We start from the raw sequence: 19,158 nt of genomic DNA on the forward strand, positions 1-19,158 counted from the left end.
CCTTCTGAGGAGCGACCGTGAGCCAAGAAGACCTACCGGCGGGTGGTGACAGTCTCGCGGCTCGGCTGGCTCGGGAGATCAAGACTCGTCGGGTCGCCGCAGGCCTGAGTCAGCCACAGCTGGCCAAGCTGATCGGCTACACCCGCCAGTACGTGTCGCTGGCCGAGCGGCACAGTCACAACCTGCCCTCGTCCGAACTCGTCAACGCCATCGACGAAGCACTCGCCGCGAACGGGGCGCTGACCACCCTCCGCAGGCAGGCGAAGCACGAGCAGCAAATGCTTCGGCGGTCAACCGTTGCAGCCGTCCACCCGATATCCGATCAGCCGCTCTACCAGCACATACAGCCCCTGCACACGAGGCGGAGTCCAGGAAACGCGGCCACGCACCCGGCTTCCAACGTCGGATCCGAACCGCCTGATCTCGCATCCCGTCCCGGTGGTGTCCGGTACGCGGCGGCGCTCGTGCAGGGGCTGCACCGGGACTACCAGGCGGCCCGCTACGCCGAGGTCGCGCAGGTCCTGCCCGGCGTTGACGACACGGTCAGCGCGCTGGCGGACAGCAGCACCGGTGACCAGCGTCGTCGGGCGTTGAGCCTGCAATGCCAGGTCGCGATCGTGGCGGCGAAGCTGGCGACCAAGGTCGGCGACGGGGTCGCGGCCTATGCGGCGGCCGAGCGCGCGCGGACGGCCGCAGAGCACGCCGAGGATCCGTTCGGCCAGGCCGCTGCCGCCTACCAGCTCACCTGCGCACTGCTGCGGCTCGGCGGCGCCGACGAAGCGGAACTCCATGCCGTCGGCATCACCGACACCATGACCGGCGACGATCCGGACAGCGTCACCTGGCGGGGTGCGTTGACGCTGATCAGCGCGGTGATCGCCGCCCGCCGAAGCGATCCCGCCGAGGCCGGCCGCCGCCTGGACCACGCCGAACAGCTCGCGACCCGGCTCGGGGGCGACTACAACATCGGCTTCACCGCGTTCGGCCCGACCAACGTCCGGATCCACCGCGCCGCGGTCGCGGTCTCCGTCGACGACCCCCACCGGGTACTCGCCATCGCCGAGCAGGTGGACGTCACCGCCCTGCCTTCCGGCCTGCACGGCAGGCAAGGGCAGTTCCACCTGGACAGCGCGTGGGCACACGCCCGACTCGGCGAAGACCCGCTGGCCGTCATCCACCTGCTCGAGTCCGAGCGGGTCGCCGCCCAACTCCTGCGCACCCACCGCATCGCACGAACAGTGGTGCACGACCTGCTGCGCCGCGAACGTCGCCACGCCGTTCCCGGCCTCCGAGTCCTGGCCCGACGGATCGGAGTCCTCGCGTGACCGGACAGCGCCCATGGGTGTACATCGTGGCCTCTGCCGCGCCCCCGGTCCTCCGCCTCCACGAACTCATCGCGCTCCTGCACGACGACGGTTGGCGGGTGTGCGTCATCGCGACACCGACCGCGGCGACGTGGGTCGACCTCGGGCAATTGGCCGACCGGACCGGCTGCCTCACCAGAACCACCACACACCCACCCGGTCATCCCCAAGACGCTCTACCGCACGCCGACGCGGTGATCGCAGCACCGATCACCTTCAACTCCATCAACAAGTGGGCGGCCGGCATCAGCGACTCACTCGCCCTCGGCGTCCTGAACGAACTGATCTCCACCGACATCCCGATCATCGCCGCGCCCTGCGTCAAACCCCTGCTGCGCCAACACCCGGCCTACACCCCCAGCATCACGACACTCACCGACACCGGAGTCACCGTCCTCGACCCGGACTCCACAGCGGCGCGAACCGAAGACGGGTTGGCAACCTTCCGTTGGGCAGCGCTCACCACTGCCCTGATGGCCCACACCGATTAGGGCCTGTCCGGGGTTGTGATCAAGGTGCAGGCCGAAGGCCGCGCATCCAAATCATGGCTCCACGTAGATGCAGACCGGCGAAGTAGCCCCGGAGCGGATCTCCCATGTGACAGTCGGCGACTGAGCCGTGGCGGTCATCGCGATCGTGCTGGTCCGGCCCGCCGCGATGCTGCTGTCGTTGCTGCGCACGCCGCTGCCGCCCTGGGAGCACACCGCCGCGGCCCGGTTCGGGCCCAATGGCGTTGCCTCGGTGGTCTGCGTGCCGCTGGCCGTCCAGGCGGGCATGCCCGCCTGGTTGGGCTGGGCAGTGGTCTGGTTCGACGGCGGGTGGGACTCGCCGGGGGCCGCCGTCACCGCCCTGTTGGTCCTGCTGCCCACCGGTCGAGCGACCGCATCCTTGGTTATGACCACGCACGGTGGCTGAAGGACACCGGCCGTTCATGACGATGTGACCACCTGGTTCGTGCTCCGACGGACACCGCCGGGTACGGTCGGGGTGTTGCCCGCATGCGGGCATGGTGTGCCGGGAAGCCTGGTCGGCGACGTGTTTCGCCAACCCTGGGAGCCGCCCGTGCAACGCCGTGCCACCACCCTGTTCAACCGGGGCTCCTGGCCCGAGGCCAAGCGGATCGCCGACATCCTCCGCCTGGAGACCGTCGGCGGGGTGATCATGCTGGCCGCCGCCCTGGTGGGCCTGGCCTGGGCAAACTCTCCGTGGGCGCCGACCTACGAGGCGCTGCGCGACTTCGAGTTCGGCATCGCGGCGCTGCACCTGGAGCTCAGCGTCGGGCACTGGGCTTCCGACGGGCTGCTGGCGATCTTCTTCTTCGTCGCCGGGCTGGAACTCAAGCGGGAGTTCGTGGCCGGGGACCTGCGCGACCCGCGGCGGGCGGCGGTGCCGGTGGCCGCCGCGTTCGGCGGGGTGGCGGTGCCGGCCCTGATCTACGTGCTGGTCAACCTGGGCACCCCTGGGGCGACGTCCGGGTGGGCGATCCCGACCGCCACGGACATCGCGTTCGCCCTGGCCGTGCTGGCGGTGATCGGCCGGTTCCTGCCGTCGGCGCTGCGGACGTTCCTGCTCACCCTGGCCGTGGTGGACGACCTGATCGCGATCGTGATCATCGCCATCTTCTACACCGACGACCTGGCCGTGACGCCGCTGCTGCTCATGGTCGTGCCGCTGGCGCTGTTCACCGTGCTGGTGCAGCGGCGGGTGCGCTCGTGGTGGCTGCTGTTGCCGCTGGCCGCGGCCACGTGGGGGTTCATGCACGCTTCCGGGGTGCACGCCACGGTGGCCGGGGTGCTGCTGGGCTTCGCCGTGCCGGTCATCCGCCGCACGCCCGGCGAGGGGCCGGGGCTGGCCGAGCACTTCGAGCACCGGTTCCGGCCGTTGTCGACCGGGGTCGCGGTGCCGGTGTTCGCGTTCTTCGCCTCGGGCGTGGCCCTCGGCGGGATGGCCGGCCTGACCTCGTCGCTGGCCGACACGGTGACCCTCGGCATCGTGGCGGGTCTGCTGCTGGGCAAGCTGGTGGGCATCACCGCCGCCACCTGGCTGGTGTCGCGGTTCACCCGCGCCGAACTGGACGACGACCTGGCGTGGGTGGACGTGGTGGGCCTGGCGGTACTGGGCGGCATCGGGTTCACCGTGTCGCTGCTGGTGGGAGAGTTGGCCTTCGGCGAGGGCAGCCGTCCCTACGACGACGCCAAGATCGGCATCCTGCTCGGCTCCCTGCTGTCCGCCCTCGTCGCCACGGTCATCCTGCGCGCGCGCAACCGCGTCTACCGACGCATCCACGAGGAGGAAACGCGCGACGACGACCACGACGGCATCCCGGACGTCCACCAACGGAATGTTATTGACTAACAGTTGTTAGTGGATAACACTACGGCTCATGGGCGTAGTGGTGGTCGGCGCGGGTCCTACCGGTTTGGCGGCGGCGTGCGCGCTGCGCCTGTACGGCGTGCCGGTGCGGGTGGTCGACGCGGCGGCCGGGCCGGCGACCACCTCTCGTGCCCTGGGGTTGCAGCCGCGCGGCAGCGAGGTGTTGGAACGGCTCGGCGCGCTGGGCGACCTGCCGGCACGATCGGTCGGCATCCGCCGGGTCGTCGTGCACGTCGGTGGTCGCCACTCGGGTGAACTGCGGGTCGGTCACCCCACCGCGCTGGTCCGCCGCCCCGGTCTGCTCGTGTCGCAGGCCGAGGTCGAAGCCGGGCTGCGGGCACGCCTGGCGGACCTGGATGTCCGGGTGGAGTGGGGCATCGCGGTCACCGACCTCGACCAGGACGGACGCGGGGTGGCGCTGTCCACCCCGACCGGGCCGGTGGCGGCCGACTGGGTGATCGGCTGCGACGGCGCGCACAGCGCGGTCCGCAAGGCCGCCGGCATCGGCTTCCCCGGCGTCCCGCTCGTCGAGGGCTTCGTGCTGGGAGACGTGCGCACCGACCTGCCGCTGGAGCGCGACTCGGTCGGGGTGTGGGTCGACGGCGGGGAGGTGTTCGCGGCCTTCCCGCTGCCCGGAGGGGTGTGGCGGTTCATGGCACCCGCCCCGGGCACCTCGGTGGACGACGTCCCGGAGTTCCTCACCCGCGCCGCGCACCGGCACGCCGGCGCGCGAGTGGCGACCGGCGGGGACTGGCTGTGGGTGTCGGTGTTCCGCATCCACCGCCGCCTGGCCGAGACCTACCGGCGCGGCCGGGTGCTGCTGGCCGGCGACGCCGCGCACATCCACAGCCCGTTCGGCGGACAGGGCATGAACACCGGGCTGGGCGACGCCGAGAACCTCGCCTGGCGGCTGGCCCTGGTGTCCTCCGGCCGTGCCGGCGACCACCTGCTGGACGACTACCAGGCCGAACGCCGCCCCGTCGCCGAGGAGGTGCTCGGAGCCACCAGCGGTCTCACCGGGCTCGTGCTCGGCGAGTCCCCCGTGGCGCGACTCGTGCGCGACCGGGTGCTGTTCCCCCTGATGGGCCTTCGACCGGTGGAGAAGCTGATCTGGGAACAGGCGTCGCAGCTGAAGACCAGCTACGCCCGGTCGCCGTTCGGGCGACGGCCCAGGGTCGGCGACCGGGTGCCGGAGTTCGCGGCGGCCGACCGGTTCGGCTGGACCCTCGTCTCACCGCGCGACGACGCCTGCGCTGCGGTCGCCCGCGACGTGCTCGGCGACGTCCGGCACGTGCACCGCGACGGCGACGCGCTGCTGGTGCGCCCGGACGGCCACCTGGCCTGGCGCGGCAAGCCGGAGCCGGCCGCGCTGCGCCGGGCGCTGGCGGTCATGCTTGACCGGTGACGAAGCAGGCAGCGCGAGGCGGGGTGCGCGAGCAGCGCAAGGCCCGCACCCGCCGCACCATCCAGGAACACGCGCTGCGCCTGTTCCTCGACCAGGGCTACGAGCAGACCACGGTCGAGCAGATCGCCACCGCGGCGGACGTGTCGCACATGACCTTCTTCCGCCACTTCCCCACCAAGGAAGCCGTGGTCGAAGACGACGACTACGACCCGCTCATCGCCGACCTCGTCCGCACCCGCCCTGTCGGGGAAAGTCCGCTGGAGGCGCTGCACGCGGCCCTGCGCGCCGGCTTGGACGCGGTGCTCGACACCGACCGCGACGCCGTCTACGCCCGCACCCGACTCGTCGTCACCACCCCCGCCCTGCAAGCGCGGCAGTGGCACAACACCGCCACCACCGGCGAACTGCTCGCCACCGCACTCGCCGACCGCGAACAGCGACCGGTCGACCTGCGGCTGCGCGTGATCGCCGCAGCCGCCACCGCCACCCTCACCACCGCCCTCACCGCCTGGGTCGAAGGCCAGGGCACCGACGACCTGCGCTCACTGGTCGACGAGGCATTCGCGGCCCTGACCCCGGACCGGTAGACGAGGCGGACGAACAGGGACGCACCCGACCACCGCAGCGATGCCTGTCGTCCCACCACCTGACCGACCCGATCAGCCCGGAGGCAGCAGCACACCGACACCACGAGGGCTCCGACAGTCGGCATGGACGGCAGACAGGGGTCATTGGCCACTCCGGGCGCGGCGATGCGCTCCGGGTCCTGCGGGTCTACTCCACTCGCCCGACGGTGAACCGCACCTCGATCGAACCGGCCACGCCAACCCGGTTCCGCGCCGACCACGACGCCCGGCGCGGTCCGACCCGTCGCCAGCAGTTCGTCAGCCCTGTCCACCAAGAGGTTGGTGCCCACGACGAACCCCGCGAACAGCAGCAGCATCACGCGGCCGCGACGGCGCAGGCACCGCACCGCCACCGTCGCCACCGCATCCGGCACGGTGTGCCGGCCGGGCCGCGTCAGGTCGTCCTGGCCGCGCACCCCACCGCATCCCAGGCCACCCAAGCCGCCAAGACCTCGCCACGGACATTGAGCACGCAGGCAGCTCCGTGCGGTTTCCGATCCGCGACCGGGACCGGAAGTACCCGGCGCTGTTCGACGCCGTCCTCGCCGACACGGGCATCCAGATCGTTCTCAGCGGAGTCCGCATCCCGCACATGAACACGATCATGGAATGCTGGATCCACAACTGCCGCCGAGAACTCCTCGACCACACCCTCATCCGGAACCAACAGCACCTGCTCCACGCCCTGCGCGAGTACGAGCACCTCTACGACAACCACCGGCACGACATTCGCCGACGACAACGACTCGGCTGCATCCTCAACGAGTGCCAGCGCGCTGCCTGACCTGCACGGACGGCATTTCGAACAAGCACAGAATTCCCGACGATCATTCGCGAAACGTTGATCGACCCCGGCGGTGGCACCGCCGGGGTCGGTCGGCGTCACTCAGATGACGCGCAGGTACAGGTAAACGGTGGAGCCGGCGTGGGATTTGTCGAAGCTGGTGGTGTTGCCGTCCCCTGCGGCCTTCACGATGCCGAAGCTGTCCCCGTTGCCCCAGGTGCCGAACACCTCCGCCCGCTTGCCGTCGGCGTCGGTGTCCGAAACCCAACCCTGTGCCCGGATTCGCCCGCTGGCGCAGGTCAGCCGCCATGCTGCGGCGCCGCCGCCGACCGTCGGGTTGAAGCTTTGGCCGCAGGTCCCCTGGATGATCACGATGCCGTCGGTGCTCGCCGCAGCGGGGCCGGCCCCGATCAGCGCACTGCCCAGGGCCAGTCCGGTCATGGTCGCCGCGAGGGCGGCCTTTCTCCCCTTGTTCATTGTCTCTCCGTGGTTCGTCGGAAATGTTTCCGGTGAATTCCGGGCGCTCGTCGAAGTGTTGCCCGGGTGTCGACCGTGGCAGCTTCCCGGCGGGGCCACAAGGGGGGTTCCGGAGAAGCACTCGGTTGGCTCAGCGTAGGTCGAAATAATTTTCGTGCCGCTCAAAAGTCATTACCGCTGGTAGAGTGAGGGCCTCACGTCTTGAGAGCATGTCCGGGTGATGATCTCTGCTGTACAAGGTGACCCGGAGGTTGCAGCCCGTCTCGGCGGCGCTTCTGCGCAGCGAGGCGGCAAAGGATACCGAACTGCTCGTGCTGCGGCACGAGAACGCGGTCCTGCGCCAGCAGTTGGCGGGTCTCGTCCGCTACGAGTTCGCCAACCGGTCCGGTTCGCCACTCTGTCCGGGCTGGTGGATCCTCGACTTGGTCGGGGATCTTTTCGGTCACCGCGGGCACTCTGCTCGCCTGGCACCGCAGATTTGTGGTTCGTGCGCGGGACTGCTCCGCGCGTCGATGCACCGGACACCCACCGACCTGGGTCGCGATCAAGACGCTCGTGCTGTCGGACGCGAGTACCCCGCACCAACCCTTTCAGTCCATCGAGCCCACCCGAATGGACGTCAGTCGCCGCACCGGCACGACAGCCGCGCATGCCTTCGGCGGTGTCGCGGCCGGTCCTCGGTCCGGTAGGCCGGTACTACGTGGACGAACCGGAGTTCCGGAGCTCACCGGGTCACGGGTGCGGAGGGTCCAGAACGACCGCGTGCTTGGGCAGCACGCCGGGCAAGCCGTTCCCGTGCCCGGTCACCCCGGCATCTCCGAGGCCACCGATCCAGGCGAACACCCCGGCCAGCACCCCGACGACCGCTACCGCGCCGCCAGCCACCGCCAAGCCGAGACGCCCTGAAACCAGGCCTGCCAGCCCGAACACCACGAGCACACCGCACGCCCACATGCCCCACCGCCACCGCGCGCGCCTGAGCTCCGTCGCCGCGACGCTGTGGACGGTGAACGTCAACTCACGCGCGCACACGACGCACCGACGCAGCTGCCGCACGACCGGTTCCCCGTCCGCCGGCCGCTGCACCTCCCACGGCACGGCACCCCGGTACTCGAACGAGGCATCACCCGGCGAGGTACGCGCCCAGAAGTTCACCCGATGACGCACCACGGCACGGTGACTCCTGACCGGCTTCACCGGCACGCCACACCCCCTTCCGCTGCGGGACTCACACGCACGAGCGCGCCGACGTTAACAAAACGTGCCGTCGCACCGGTTCGCTGCTCCTTGATGCGCGTCGAGCCGTCAGCGCGCTGACCTCGACGGACGAACATACCCACCCCCGGTCGGCACAGGACCGGTTCCGGGCACCGGACCTGCTTTCAGCAGCCGCGCCACGTACACGGCGTTGCTCGTCGGCTACTTGTCGGTCGGGGTAGCGGGTCGGACGTCCAGGCCGAGCCGGAACGCCTGAGGCCCCGTCTGTTGCGACCACAACACGGACTTCCCCTGAACTGTTTCGGGTCTCCGCAGCAGGGCACCCGGAAGCATCGGGTCGGGTGATGGAAGGTGTCGCGGTGTCACTGACGGTGAACGGCAGCCTGTTGGCGGGTCGCTATCGGTTGCTGGAGTCGGTGGGTGTCGGCGGGATGGCCGAGGTCTACCGCGCCGAGGACGTGGTGCTGGGCCGTGAGGTGGCGGTCAAGGTGTTCCGGCCCGGGTGGGACGACACGGCCAGGCACCGGTTCGAGGCGGAGGTCCGCACGCTGGCAGGGCTGTCGCACCCCGGTCTGGTGCCGGTCCACGACGCCGGTACCGGCGGCGACACGCCGTTCCTGGTGATGCGGCTGGTCGAGGGGCACACCCTGCGCGGCGAGATCGCCGACGGCCCGTTGCCGGCGTGGCGGGTGCGCCGGTTGGGTGCGGAGTTGGCCGAGGCGCTGGCCTACGTGCACGCCCGGGGTGTGGTGCACCGCGACGTCAAGCCGTCCAACATCCTGCTCGACGCCCACGACAAGCCGTACCTGGCCGACTTCGGCCTGGCCCACCTGCCCGGCGCGACCCGGCTGACCCGCACCGACCAGATGGTGGGCACCGCGGCCTACCTCGCCCCCGAACAGGTCCGCGGCGTAGACGTCGACCACCCCGCCGACGTCTACGCCCTCGGGCTGGTCCTGCTGGAGTGCCTCACCGGCCACCGCGAGTACCCCGGTGGCGAGGTCGAGGCGGCCGTCGCCCGCCTGCACCGCTCCCCCACGATCCCCCCGCACCTGCCAGCCGAGCTGGCGAGCCTGTTGTCGTCGATGACCGCCACCGCCCCCGATCGACGGCCGACCGCAGCCGACTGCGCCCGCGCTCTGCGGCTCAGCCCGGTCGATGACACCGTCCCGGTTCCGGACGGCGTCGCGAAGACCGCTGCGGTGGAGGTGCCACTCCTGGCACGGGTGCCGCGCAAGGCGCTCCTGGCCTCGGCCGCAGCGCTGTTGGGCGCGGTCAGCGTCGCGTGGGCGATGGCCCCGGGGGCTCAACCGGTGAACTCGGCGCCGACGTCCGGCAGTTCCACGACCACCACGTCCTCCAGCACAACGGCCCCCGCCTTCACAGCGCCACCGCAGACCGCGGCACCGGCCGAGCAGACCGCCGCCCGGGTCGACACCGCCGCCCCCGCTCCCGCCGCCCCGGAAGTGGCGCACCAACCAGCCGCCGCCCGGGTCCCGGCTGCGGAACCGGGTGCGAAGAAGCAGAAGGACAAGACGCAGCCACCCGGCAAGGGCAAGAAGTAGCCGGCGGCACACGGGCGGACAGGCGCGGCAGCGCCGCTGCACGACGTCGGGACGTTCGAAGGACCCGTGCGCGATCCCGAGCCTCGACAAGGCTCCGCATCACCGCGCCGCCCGGTAAGGGTGGACCGCAACGCACGGAGAACGCTGCACTCGCGTCGAGCAGGCGGAGCTCCGAACGGTCGACGGCAGGTCGAACCCGGACCGGTGGTGGACATCCCAGCCGACATCAGGTCATCAGACCCGGGTGGGCCAGTGCTGTCCCGGCTCTTTGGCCACTCGATCACCGACAGCGAGGCCGCGGAAGACTTCGGGCGTCACCCCGACACTGATTGTTTCGTCGTCATCGGTGAGCACGATCACCCAGAAGTCGAAGTGGACGCTTCTCCCCGTGACGACCTTCTCATGACGCCGCTCGACGACTTGGCCGCTGAACATCCGAGCCCTTGTCACCGTCACGCGGTTGCCCGCGAGCGCCAGCACGGTGAACCCGACGCAGGCCGCGACCACCAAGGCCACCACCACTTCGACCGGCATCCCCATGCGCACGACTTACCCGGGCCACCGCCATCGACACGCCCTCACCTCGACCGACACCCGTTTGGAGCAGTTCTCACGGAACCGCCCGGCTGGAGCACCGAGGGGTGTCCGCCACCAGTGCGGCATCCACTCCTCCCGCCGAGCCCGGCGGATGGACGGGATGCGCGTGATCCGACGGCGTAGCAGGCGGGTAGGAGGAGCCGGCCAACCCGTGCCCGTCGGACCGGGTCGGCGCGGTCAACGGCGATCGACGAAGCGCGGTTCGACGGTAACGACAGATCCATCACCCGGCGATACAACGGACGTGGCCGATGACATGCACCCGACGGGATCCCTGCGGACCTCGACAGTCCTGCGGCTGCTGGCTGTGGTGTTCCTCGGTGTGGCGGTGGTCGACGCGGTCGTGGCCGTGCACGAGGCGGTGATGTGGCCGCTGGTGGCCGCGATCGGCTGCACGGGAGTCGCGTTGTGGCTGGAACGGCTCGTGTTCCGCAGCCGAGTCGCCGACCGCGCGCCGGACGGTCCTGCTCTCGCTTCACCGCGACACCCCGGCAAGGCCGGCACCTCGGTGGTCGTGCTGGCGGTCGTGCCGGCACCGACGCGTAAATAAGTGTGCGAACAGCACGCGGCCGGTGGTCATCCGACGACGCGGTGCGTGCGGCGGCATCGGCCCCGGACCACGATCCACGACCACCGCGTGCCGACCTGGCGTCGGCGGGTGTCACCGAGGCTCCCCGCTGGACAAGCGGGCGATCAGCAGGTGACGACGGCCTCGCGGGTCTTGGACGAAAATCTGCGGGTGAAGGGTTGGCGGTCACCCGATCGGGGTAATTACGGCTGCCGGGACGCGTCCGCTTCCGGTGCAGCCTGACCGGGATGCCCCATCGATCGACCAGGGACCACAGCGATGAGCAGCAGCAACCGCCCCGTCGACGGTTCCGCCGAGCACCGCGGCGGCACTTCCTCCGCCGGTCGCAACGGCACCGCGACTCCTGCTCGGACGAGCACCGCGCCGCCCGTCGACGCGGTCGCGACCCCGATCTACGACGAGCTGGCCGCCCGCTTCGACCTGCTACCCGGCCGCGAGGGCGCAGAGCGCCGCGCCGACACCCCGCCGGTCGACACGACCCGGTCCGACGCCGCGGAGGCGGACGAGGAACCGGTAGCCATGCGCCAGGCCTCCTGACGAACCACCGGCCACCGGATCAGGCACTTGTCGTGGTGAAGGTCGCCGGGATCACGTCGACCCGCGGTCGCCGGTTGATCGGATCGAGGGCACGTTGGGCGCATCGCAGCCGCGCCGAGGCAGTGGTTCTGCCGCCCGACACCCCGACTCATGCTGGTGATCGGGTTGTGCTCGACGGGGTGATGCAGCGGGGCCGGGCCTGATCGTGGTGGACGAGCTGTCCTGGAAGTGGGGCACCTCCCCCGCTGCCCGGTGGAGGCAGGGCCGTGTGGACGACCATCTCCGGACGCGCACCGAACCGGTGGCGCACCACCACCGTCCCCGAACGCGGCGGGTCGTGCCGGTCAGGAGGATCGGGCGCCGGTGGCGTGGTCGACGAACCGCGCTGCCAGGTCGCGGAGTTTGACGTTCTCCCGTTGGGATTGCTCGACCAGCAGGGTGAACGCCTCGTCGGCGTTGATCTGGCGGATGGCCATGAGGATGCCCTTGGCCTGATCGATCACCGCGCGGGTCTCCAGCGCGATGCGCAACTGCCCGGTGACGTCGCGGGCGTGCTGGTAGCGGCAGTAGGCGCGCAGCGCGGCGGTGGCGGCGCCGGTGTAGAGGCCGAGCAGCTTCTCGTCCAGCTCGGCGAAGCCGCCCGGGTGGCCGCTGTAGCAGTTGACGCCGCCACCGTGGCCGTCGTTGATCGCCAGAGGCGCGGACAGGAAGCTGCCGAACCCGGCGGCGCCCGCGTCCCGGGCGAACTCCGGCCACCGCTCGGCCACCTCACCGATCGACACGCGCACCAGCTCCCCGGTGCGGGCCGCTTCCAGGCACGGTCCGTCACCTCGCTCGTACTGGCCGCGGTCGAGGTCGACGACGACTTCGCTGGTGCTCGCGATGGTGGTCGGTTCGCCGTCCTGGAGCAGGGTGATGGTGGCCTCGTCCACGCCGGGTACGGCGGTGGTGACCTGCTCGCACACCCGGTGCAGCAGGGCCTCGAAGTCGTCCTCGGTGCCCAGTGTGGCGGTGAGGGACGCCAAGGCGCCGGTGACCTCGTCGAGCACTTGCGGCCACGAGTCGTCTGGGACGGGTTCCATGGGGGACGCTCCTGTCGGTCGCACCGAGCAAGGAAACCCCAGGGCGACGAGGCACGACGAGCGGGACGACACCATTTGCCGTCGATGATCGTCTCGGCGATGGTGCGATTCTTTCCCTGCCGCGCTGCTGGACGAGGAGAGAGGCGCCGTACCCCGCCTCACGGCGGAATTCCTGCGTTCGCGGGACCGGTGTGGTGAAGGCGGCACACCGCTGAATCGATGCGCGCGACGAACCTTCAACGCCAAGCTATCAGCACCGATGGCACGTCCGCGGAACGCGAGGTCCCGGATTCGCGACCGTTCCGATAGCCGCAGTCGACGTCCGGGGAGGCCGTGAGCGAGGTCTGGTCGTGCCCGGTGAACGCGGTCCGGAGGTGGTCACGCTGATCTGGACGGGGAGGAACTGCCGGCCATCATGGACCGGGTCTGCCGGCAGGTCGTCGGCGCGATGCCGGCGCGGACCTGGCCGTCGGCCGGGCCACGGCGGGTGCGGCGCGTCGCGGTGGCTGCGGGTGATCGGCCAACCGACGGGGTGTGCAACGCCCGGTGCGACGGCTTCGTCCGGTATGGCGGAGAACACGGCGTGGTCTGCGCGGAAGGCTTCGGCGAGCCTCCGTTCTGATGCGACAGTCCACTCGACGGTGACTCACTCGATGGATGGAACTCGCGGGTGGAGGGGTGCAGTGGTGTGGATTGCCTGTGACCATCCCGCTGTGGAACCCGCCAGAATTCCACCGTCCCAGGCAGGGAGTTGTCCCACCATGACCATCGTGCAGGACGCGTACACCACCAAGATGGCCGCCCGGTTCGCGACGTTCGACCGCGATCACGACGGGCGGGTCACCGTCGACGACTTCGAGGCGATGGCCAGGTCAGTCCTGCTCACCTTCGGATTGCCGCCGGAGTCGGCCAAGGGCCGTGAACTGATGGCCGGTGCCCGGGCGTTCTTCACGGGGCTGGCCGAAGTGGCCGACGCCGACGACGACGGGGCGATCACCGAGTCGGAGTTCGTGTCGGCGGCGCAGGACCGGTTGCGGGACAACCCCGGGGGATTCGCCGTCATCGTGCGCCCCTGGGCGGAAGCCGTGGTGTCCGTCGCCGACGCCAACGGCGACGGCACCGTCGACCTGGAGGAGTGGGAGCGGACGCTGTGCGCGATGGGCGCCGCACCGCACGCCGCGGCCGAGCAGGCCGCCCACGTGGACAGCGATGGCGACGGCGTGGTCAGCGTTGCGGAGGTGCTGGCCACCGCGGTGGCGTTCTACACCGACAGCCAGGCCGGGCACGAGTTCGACCAGGCATGACCACGGCGTTAGCTACCGGTCCGCAAGGGTTGCCCGTCCCCGTTCCGTGGGGCGCCAACCCGTCCGACGGGGTTCTCGGCGAGCTGGACCGGTGGGCTCGGGAGTACCTGTGCCAGTCCCACCTCCAGCTGGGGCGATCAGGGCCGGTCTGCCCGTACGTGCCTCGGGCGCTGGAGGCGGGGACCCTGTGGGCGGCCGTGATCGCCCACAGGGTCCGGGAGGTTGACGACGTGGTCGGGGTGATGGGCCACTACCGGGACTGGTTCACCGCCCGCACCGACCCGTCCGAAATTCACCACGCGCTGCTGGTCGTGTTCACCGCACTGGATCCGCACGAGGTCGAGCGGGCGCAGCGGCGGGCCAAGACCTCGTTCGCCCGCGCCGGGTTGATGATCGGCGAGTTCCACGACGGCCCACCCGCCGCCGGTGGCATCCGCAACCCGGCGTTCCGCCCGCTGCGCAGCCCGCTGCCGCTGCTGGCGGTGCGTCGCATGGTCACCACCGACCTGCCCTTCCTCACCGACGCACCAGAGCACCTCACCGCTTACCACTCCCGGTTCCCCGAGCGAGAAACCCCGTGACACCACCACAGCCCTCCTCCGCCGGCCACATGGACGTCGAGGAGTTCCGCCGGCACGGCTACGCGGTGGTGGACTGGTTGGCCCGTCACTGGACCGGACTCGAACACCGACCGGTCACCCCCGACGTGCGCCCCGGACAGGTGACGACCTCGCTGCCGTCCAGTGCCCCGGAGCACGGCGAGCCGTTCGAGGCGCTGCTGGCCGACGTGGACCGGCTGCTCGTGCCCGCGATGGCCCACTGGCAGCACCCGATGTTCCTCGGCCACTTCCCCATGACCAACTCCGCGCCGTCGGTGCTGGGCGAACTGCTGACCGCGGGCCTGAACCCCCAGGCGATGCTGTGGTCGGCCAACCCCGCCCTGGTGGAGCTGGAGGGCGTGGTGTGCGACTGGCTGGCCGACCTGCTCGACCTGCCCACCTCGTTCCGCGGCAACGGCGTGCTGAACGACACCGCCTCGGGCGGCGTGGTGGTGGCGTTGGCCGCAGCGCTGTGGCGACGCGGCGGCGAGCACTGGCGGCAGCACGGCGCCGGGCCCCGCTACACCGCCTACACCTCCACCGAGGGCAACTGCTCCATCGCCAAGGCCGTCCGCGTCGCCGGCCTCGGCGAATCCTCCCTGCGACTGGTCGACACCGACCCGGACACCCTCGCCCTGCGCGTGGAGCACCTGCGGGAACTCGTCGAGGCCGACCTGGCCGACGGGCGGGTCCCGGTCATGGTCGCCGCCACCATCGGCACCACCTCCACCACCGCCGTCGACCCGATCGCCGACATCGGCCGGCTGTGCCGGGAGCACGGCATCTGGCTGCACGTCGACGCCGCCTACGCCGGCGTCGCCGCCGCCTGCCCGGAACTGCGGTGGATCCACCACGGCGTCGAACTGGCCGACAGCTACTGCGTCAACCCGCACAAGTGGCTGCTCACCGGCTTCGACTGCAGCGCGCTGTGGGTCGCCGACCAGACCGCGCTCACCGCCGCGATGACCACCTCGCCGCCCTACCTGCACGAGACCACGGGCGCGGTGGACTTCCGCGACCGGCAGATCCCACTGGGCCACCGCTCCCGCGCGCTCAAGCTGTGGTTCGTGCTGCGCTGGTACGGTGCCGAAGGGCTGCGCGCCCACCTCCGCCACGGCATCGCCCTCGCCCGACGCTTCGCCGACCACGTCCGCGCCGACGAGCGCTTCGAGATCACCGCACCCCACCCGTTCAGCCTGGTCTGCTTCCGCCTGCGCGCCGACGACACCACCAACGCCGAACTCCTGCACCGCCTCAACGCCACCGGCGAACTGCTGCTCAGCCACACCGAAGTCCACGGCCGCCACACCCTGCGCATGGCCACCGGCGGCCCGACCACCACCACCGCGCACATCGACGCCGCCTGGCAGCGGATCAGCGCCACAGCCACCGAACTGCCGGGTTCCCGGCGACGCGCCGGAGGTGCGCCCGTCACGGACGAGCAGACCGTGCGGCGTGGCAGAACGGTCACGACCCCACCGGCGCGCCCGTCCCGGACCTGACCGCGACCGTCGTAGTGGGCGAGGTGAGACCACCACAGGGTGTTCGCCGGGTGGACCGTGATCGTTGTTGCACCACATCGGGTGATCGCCGGTCCGTGATGATGATCTTGCTATTGGGTAAGCAAGCTGTGACGCAACACAGTCGGCAGTGAGGACGGCCATGATCACCGACGAGACTCCCGCGAACAGAACCCGACCCGCCGAGCTGTCCGAACACCCTGTGCTCGAACTGGTCGGTGAGATGCCTGATCTCGCCGGAGTGCGGCGCTGGACGAGCGAGGCCTTGGCCGATCTCACCGAGGACGAGATCGCCGACGCGAGGTTGGTGGTGTCCGAGCTCGTGACCAACGCCTACCAGCACGGGCAGCACCCCCTGCACCTGCGGTTGCGGCGCACCCGTGCTCTGATCCGCGTGGAAGTGACCGATCTGTCGCCGCACCTGCCGGTGGTGGGTCGATCCTCGGTCCGGGTGACCCGCGGTCGCGGGATGGTGCTCGTGGACCGGCTGTGCCGACGCTGGGGAGCCGTGCGCCACGCGGTGGGCAAGACGGTGTGGGCCGTTCTGACTCGCCAACCCGGCCGCGCCACCACGGCGACGGCCGGTTGACCCGTTCTCCACCGCACAACGTCGATCTACGACGGAAGCGAACAACCTTTGCCGTCCACGCGACTGGAACTGCGCGGCGGTTCGTGTTCGATCTGCTCTACCAGGCAAGACGTCACCCAGACACCGACACACCTTCACACCTGGCACGAGCACTGGCCGAACGCGCCCGACACCTGACCGACGCCGCTTGAGCACCACGCGGTGCCCCGACCGATCCTGGCGGGGCAACCGGCGTCGAGGCGGTCAGTGGCCGGCGGTGAGTTCGCCGGTGAGCTTGCCGTGCAGGCGGGCGCTGTGCGGGTCGAGGCCAACGATCTCGACGGTTTGCCGCGCTGGGCGTACTTGGTCTCGATCGCGTCGAGCGCGGCGACCGAGGAGGCGTCCCAGATGTGCGCGGCGCCGAGGTCGATGACGACGTGGAGCGGGTCGCCGGTGTAGTCGAACCGGCCGACGAGGTCGTTGGAGGAGGCGAAGAACAGCTCGCCGGTGACCCGGTAGACGACGGTCGTGCCGTCGGGGTCGGGGACGGCGGTGACCTCGGCCAGGTGGGCGACGCGCCTGGCGAAGATGACCATCGCGGTGATCGAGCCGACGACGACGCCGATCGCGAGGTTGTGGGTGATCACCACGCAGGCGACCGTCGTCACCATGACGGTGATCTCCCCCAGCGGCATGCGGCGCAGGGTCTTCGGCGCGATCGAGTGCCAGTCGAACGTCGCGAACGACACCATCACCATCACGGCGACCAGCGCGGCCATCGGGATGTCGGAGACGACCGGGCCGAACACGATGCACAGCACCATCAGGAACGCGCCGGAGAGGAAGGTCGACAGGCGGGTGCGGGCATCGGAGACCTTCAGGTTGATCATCGTCTGGTCGATCATCGCGCAGCCGCCCATGCCGCCGAAGAAGCCGGTGACGATGTTGGCGACGCCCTGGCCGATGGACTCGCGGGTCTTGTCAGAGTGGGTGTCGGTGATGTCGTCGACCAGCTTGGCGGTCATTAACGACTCCAGCGGCGGAGACGGGCCCGCACCGGGCACCTACCGCATCGTCAACCGCAACAGCGGCAAGCCGCTCGCCGTCGCGGGCAACTCCACCGCGGACGGCGCCAAGGTGGTCCAGCAGAGCGGCACCGGCACCTGGACCGTCGCCACGACCTCCGACGGCTCCTACACCCTCCGGTACATCCCGAGCGGAAAGGCGCTCGACGTCAACGGCGGCAGCAGCACCGCCGGACTGCAACTACAGCAGTGGACGGCCAACGGCGGCACCAACCAGATGTGGTACCTGCGGTCCACCGGCAACGGCTACCACACCATCACCAGCCACGACAGCGGACTGGTGGCGGACGTCTCCGGCGCCGCGACCAGCGACGGGGCGCAAGTCGTGCAGTGGGCCGCCAACGGCGGGACCAACCAGCAGTGGCAACTGATCCGGGCCTGACCGGACGACCCGGTTCTCGCCTGCCGCCTCGGCAGCGACCGCTACCCCTGACCGCCCGGCCCTGCGGCCAGGGGTAGCAGCGAGATGTCAACTCCGAACATCGGCAAGCAACCACCACCGAACACCTGCCCCCGCTCCCATCGGTACGGACCGGCAGACCACCGCAGTGAACGCATCGAACCGCCTCGCCCGCGAGCGGCAAGCACCTGAAGTCCGGCACGTTGGCCGTGGCCCGTGTGATCGGATCAGGCGCATGCGAGCCGGCCGCACGGTGGTCGCAACACCACCGGCGTGCTCGTGGTGAAGCGTGAGGAGATTCCGTAGCGTCGGGCGCGTGCCCAACCCGGTGCGTATCGAGATGTCCGGCGAGGCGACCCTGGTCGTCCAGGCCGGGTCGATCACGGGCGGCGTGCACCTGCACCCACGGCACGCCGTCGCGGTCGACGGACCCGGGCTCCCGGACCTCCCCCGCGAGCACGATCAGACACTGGCCCGCTGGCCGACGCCGGACGGTGGGACGAGGCGCTGACCATCGCGCGCCGGGCCGCACTGGGCCGGCGCCTGGTTGGCGGAGCGGTTCGCCGCGACCGGCATGCCCGAAGCCGCCGCAAACCTGGCCGCCCACACCCTGTCCACCAACGACCAAGCCGACGCCGAGGCGGTGGTGTCGGGCTTCGTGGAGGCCGGTCACCCGCCGACCGAACGGCTGCTCGCCGCCTTGGTCGACAGGGGCAATGACGAGCTTGCGATCACGCTGGCCGACACCGGCCTCGGCCACGCCGGCCGAGAGCCGGCGGCGCTGCTCGCCGAACGCGGCCGGCACGGCGAACTGCTCGACCGGACGCATAAGGGCAACGAACACTGCGCGCAACGGCTCGTCGCCCGCGCCCACGAGGGAAAGATCCCGAACAGCGAGCGACTGCTCGCCGAAGGGCTATGACGCCAACCCGACGGGCGCGCCAAGCATGAACGCGGCAGCCGAGCAGCAGCCCGTCGACCACTCGGATCCCGCCCGACACGACCCCATACCCGCGCTTCCGTTCACCGCTGCACCGCGCAAGGACTGTCGAGACGACATCACGC

The 19,158-nt window shown here is 70.6% G+C and carries 21 protein-coding genes and 1 pseudogene; 17 read left to right on the top strand and 5 right to left on the bottom strand.

What is annotated here, in order from left to right; all coding sequences use genetic code 11:
* Positions 1–17 precede the first annotated feature (17 nt).
* From ACQPYE_RS28055 to ACQPYE_RS28085, 7 genes are all read left to right on the top strand, one after another.
* Positions 18–1,325, top strand: a complete 1,308-nt coding sequence (locus ACQPYE_RS28055; RefSeq protein WP_498715618.1) for a helix-turn-helix transcriptional regulator — start codon at positions 18–20, stop codon at positions 1,323–1,325.
* Complete coding sequence (locus ACQPYE_RS28060) at positions 1,322–1,855, top strand: flavoprotein (RefSeq protein WP_498715619.1); 534 nt, start codon at positions 1,322–1,324, stop codon at positions 1,853–1,855. Before ACQPYE_RS28055 ends, ACQPYE_RS28060 begins: the two co-directional genes overlap by 4 nt.
* A gap of 127 nt (positions 1,856–1,982) precedes the next feature.
* A complete protein-coding gene (locus tag ACQPYE_RS28065; protein WP_498715620.1) occupies positions 1,983–2,279 on the top strand; it encodes a hypothetical protein in 297 nt (98 codons plus the stop codon).
* A gap of 147 nt (positions 2,280–2,426) precedes the next feature.
* Complete coding sequence (nhaA, locus tag ACQPYE_RS28070) at positions 2,427–3,719, top strand: Na+/H+ antiporter NhaA (RefSeq protein ID WP_498715622.1); 1,293 nt, start codon at positions 2,427–2,429, stop codon at positions 3,717–3,719.
* Positions 3,720–3,747: 28 nt separating this feature from the next.
* Positions 3,748–5,142, top strand: coding sequence for an FAD-dependent monooxygenase (locus tag ACQPYE_RS28075; protein ID WP_498715623.1), 1,395 nt, complete (start codon positions 3,748–3,750; stop codon positions 5,140–5,142).
* Entirely contained in the window at positions 5,139–5,729 is a 591-nt protein-coding gene (locus ACQPYE_RS28080) for a TetR/AcrR family transcriptional regulator (RefSeq protein ID WP_498715624.1), read from the top strand. Before ACQPYE_RS28075 ends, ACQPYE_RS28080 begins: the two co-directional genes overlap by 4 nt.
* A 523-nt stretch (positions 5,730–6,252) precedes the next feature.
* Positions 6,253–6,552: an integrase gene (locus ACQPYE_RS28085; protein WP_498715625.1), complete on the top strand. Its 300-nt coding sequence runs from the start codon at positions 6,253–6,255 to the stop codon at positions 6,550–6,552.
* A 102-nt stretch (positions 6,553–6,654) separates the two neighbouring features.
* On the opposite strand, the gene ACQPYE_RS28090 is transcribed toward ACQPYE_RS28085, so the two are convergent.
* On the bottom strand, positions 6,655–7,029 hold the full coding sequence (locus ACQPYE_RS28090; RefSeq protein WP_498715626.1) for a hypothetical protein: 375 nt from the start codon (positions 7,027–7,029) through the stop codon (positions 6,655–6,657).
* Positions 7,030–7,761: 732 nt separating this feature from the next.
* Positions 7,762–8,196: a hypothetical protein gene (locus ACQPYE_RS28095; protein ID WP_498715627.1), complete on the bottom strand. Its 435-nt coding sequence runs from the start codon at positions 8,194–8,196 to the stop codon at positions 7,762–7,764.
* Positions 8,197–8,606: 410 nt separating this feature from the next.
* On the opposite strand from ACQPYE_RS28095, the gene ACQPYE_RS28100 reads away from it, so the two are divergent.
* Positions 8,607–9,812 (top strand): serine/threonine-protein kinase, encoded by a 1,206-nt coding sequence (locus tag ACQPYE_RS28100; protein ID WP_498715629.1) that lies wholly within the window; start codon positions 8,607–8,609, stop codon positions 9,810–9,812.
* 234 nt (positions 9,813–10,046) lie between these two features.
* Here ACQPYE_RS28100 and ACQPYE_RS28105 read toward each other — a convergent pair whose 3' ends face one another.
* Positions 10,047–10,352: a DUF7489 domain-containing protein gene (locus tag ACQPYE_RS28105; RefSeq protein WP_498715631.1), complete on the bottom strand. Its 306-nt coding sequence runs from the start codon at positions 10,350–10,352 to the stop codon at positions 10,047–10,049.
* A 313-nt stretch (positions 10,353–10,665) separates the two neighbouring features.
* On the opposite strand from ACQPYE_RS28105, the gene ACQPYE_RS28110 reads away from it, so the two are divergent.
* Both ACQPYE_RS28110 and ACQPYE_RS28115 read left to right on the top strand, forming a co-directional pair.
* A complete protein-coding gene (locus ACQPYE_RS28110; protein ID WP_498715632.1) occupies positions 10,666–10,959 on the top strand; it encodes a hypothetical protein in 294 nt (97 codons plus the stop codon).
* Positions 10,960–11,256: 297 nt separating this feature from the next.
* Positions 11,257–11,535: a hypothetical protein gene (locus tag ACQPYE_RS28115; protein WP_498715633.1), complete on the top strand. Its 279-nt coding sequence runs from the start codon at positions 11,257–11,259 to the stop codon at positions 11,533–11,535.
* Between the two features lie 344 nt (positions 11,536–11,879).
* Here ACQPYE_RS28115 and ACQPYE_RS28120 read toward each other — a convergent pair whose 3' ends face one another.
* Complete coding sequence (locus ACQPYE_RS28120; RefSeq protein ID WP_498715635.1) at positions 11,880–12,617, bottom strand: ANTAR domain-containing response regulator; 738 nt, start codon at positions 12,615–12,617, stop codon at positions 11,880–11,882.
* A 761-nt stretch (positions 12,618–13,378) separates the two neighbouring features.
* Between ACQPYE_RS28120 and ACQPYE_RS28125 the strand changes: the two genes are divergently transcribed.
* From ACQPYE_RS28125 to ACQPYE_RS28140, 4 genes are all read left to right on the top strand, one after another.
* Positions 13,379–13,921 carry an EF-hand domain-containing protein gene (locus ACQPYE_RS28125; protein ID WP_498715636.1) on the top strand — a complete coding sequence of 181 codons (543 nt, stop codon included), beginning with the start codon at positions 13,379–13,381 and terminating at the stop codon, positions 13,919–13,921.
* 29 nt (positions 13,922–13,950) lie between these two features.
* On the top strand, positions 13,951–14,502 hold the full coding sequence (locus tag ACQPYE_RS28130; protein ID WP_498715638.1) for a DUF6875 domain-containing protein: 552 nt from the start codon (positions 13,951–13,953) through the stop codon (positions 14,500–14,502).
* On the top strand, positions 14,499–16,022 hold the full coding sequence (locus ACQPYE_RS28135; RefSeq protein ID WP_498715639.1) for a pyridoxal phosphate-dependent decarboxylase family protein: 1,524 nt from the start codon (positions 14,499–14,501) through the stop codon (positions 16,020–16,022). The genes ACQPYE_RS28130 and ACQPYE_RS28135 overlap by 4 nt, the downstream gene beginning before the upstream one ends.
* A gap of 160 nt (positions 16,023–16,182) precedes the next feature.
* Positions 16,183–16,629 carry an ATP-binding protein gene (locus ACQPYE_RS28140; RefSeq protein WP_498715641.1) on the top strand — a complete coding sequence of 149 codons (447 nt, stop codon included), beginning with the start codon at positions 16,183–16,185 and terminating at the stop codon, positions 16,627–16,629.
* Positions 16,630–16,872: 243 nt separating this feature from the next.
* Here the strand turns inward: ACQPYE_RS28140 and ACQPYE_RS28145 are convergent.
* Positions 16,873–17,645 (bottom strand): annotated as a pseudogene (locus ACQPYE_RS28145) (SulP family inorganic anion transporter); the annotation flags it as partial.
* Between ACQPYE_RS28145 and ACQPYE_RS28150 the strand changes: the two are divergent.
* The 3 genes from ACQPYE_RS28150 (at position 17,623) to ACQPYE_RS28160 (ending at position 19,015) form a co-directional block, all read left to right on the top strand.
* Entirely contained in the window at positions 17,623–18,075 is a 453-nt protein-coding gene (locus ACQPYE_RS28150; protein WP_498715643.1) for an RICIN domain-containing protein, read from the top strand. The pseudogene ACQPYE_RS28145 and the gene ACQPYE_RS28150 sit on opposite strands and share 23 nt — an antisense overlap.
* Before the next feature lie 334 nt (positions 18,076–18,409).
* Positions 18,410–18,604, top strand: coding sequence for a hypothetical protein (locus tag ACQPYE_RS28155; protein WP_498715644.1), 195 nt, complete (start codon positions 18,410–18,412; stop codon positions 18,602–18,604).
* A 36-nt stretch (positions 18,605–18,640) separates the two neighbouring features.
* Positions 18,641–19,015 carry a hypothetical protein gene (locus ACQPYE_RS28160; RefSeq protein ID WP_498715647.1) on the top strand — a complete coding sequence of 125 codons (375 nt, stop codon included), beginning with the start codon at positions 18,641–18,643 and terminating at the stop codon, positions 19,013–19,015.
* Positions 19,016–19,158: the final 143 nt, after the last annotated feature.

Source organism: Actinosynnema sp. CA-299493 (assembly GCF_050946825.1).
Classification (GTDB): domain Bacteria; phylum Actinomycetota; class Actinomycetes; order Mycobacteriales; family Pseudonocardiaceae; genus Actinosynnema.

Bases quoted from the DNA above. Each gene is read 5' to 3' on its own strand.
- ACQPYE_RS28075 (WP_498715623.1), top strand. From the start codon at position 3,748: ATGGGCGTAGTGGTGGTCGGCGCGGGTCCTACCGGTTTGGCGGCGGCG.
- ACQPYE_RS28090 (WP_498715626.1), bottom strand. From the start codon at position 7,029: ATGAACAAGGGGAGAAAGGCCGCCCTCGCGGCGACCATGACCGGACTG.
- ACQPYE_RS28105 (WP_498715631.1), bottom strand. From the start codon at position 10,352: ATGGGGATGCCGGTCGAAGTGGTGGTGGCCTTGGTGGTCGCGGCCTGC.
- ACQPYE_RS28110 (WP_498715632.1), top strand. From the start codon at position 10,666: ATGCACCCGACGGGATCCCTGCGGACCTCGACAGTCCTGCGGCTGCTG.
- ACQPYE_RS28115 (WP_498715633.1), top strand. From the start codon at position 11,257: ATGAGCAGCAGCAACCGCCCCGTCGACGGTTCCGCCGAGCACCGCGGC.
- ACQPYE_RS28120 (WP_498715635.1), bottom strand. From the start codon at position 12,617: ATGGAACCCGTCCCAGACGACTCGTGGCCGCAAGTGCTCGACGAGGTC.
- ACQPYE_RS28125 (WP_498715636.1), top strand. From the start codon at position 13,379: ATGACCATCGTGCAGGACGCGTACACCACCAAGATGGCCGCCCGGTTC.
- ACQPYE_RS28140 (WP_498715641.1), top strand. From the start codon at position 16,183: ATGATCACCGACGAGACTCCCGCGAACAGAACCCGACCCGCCGAGCTG.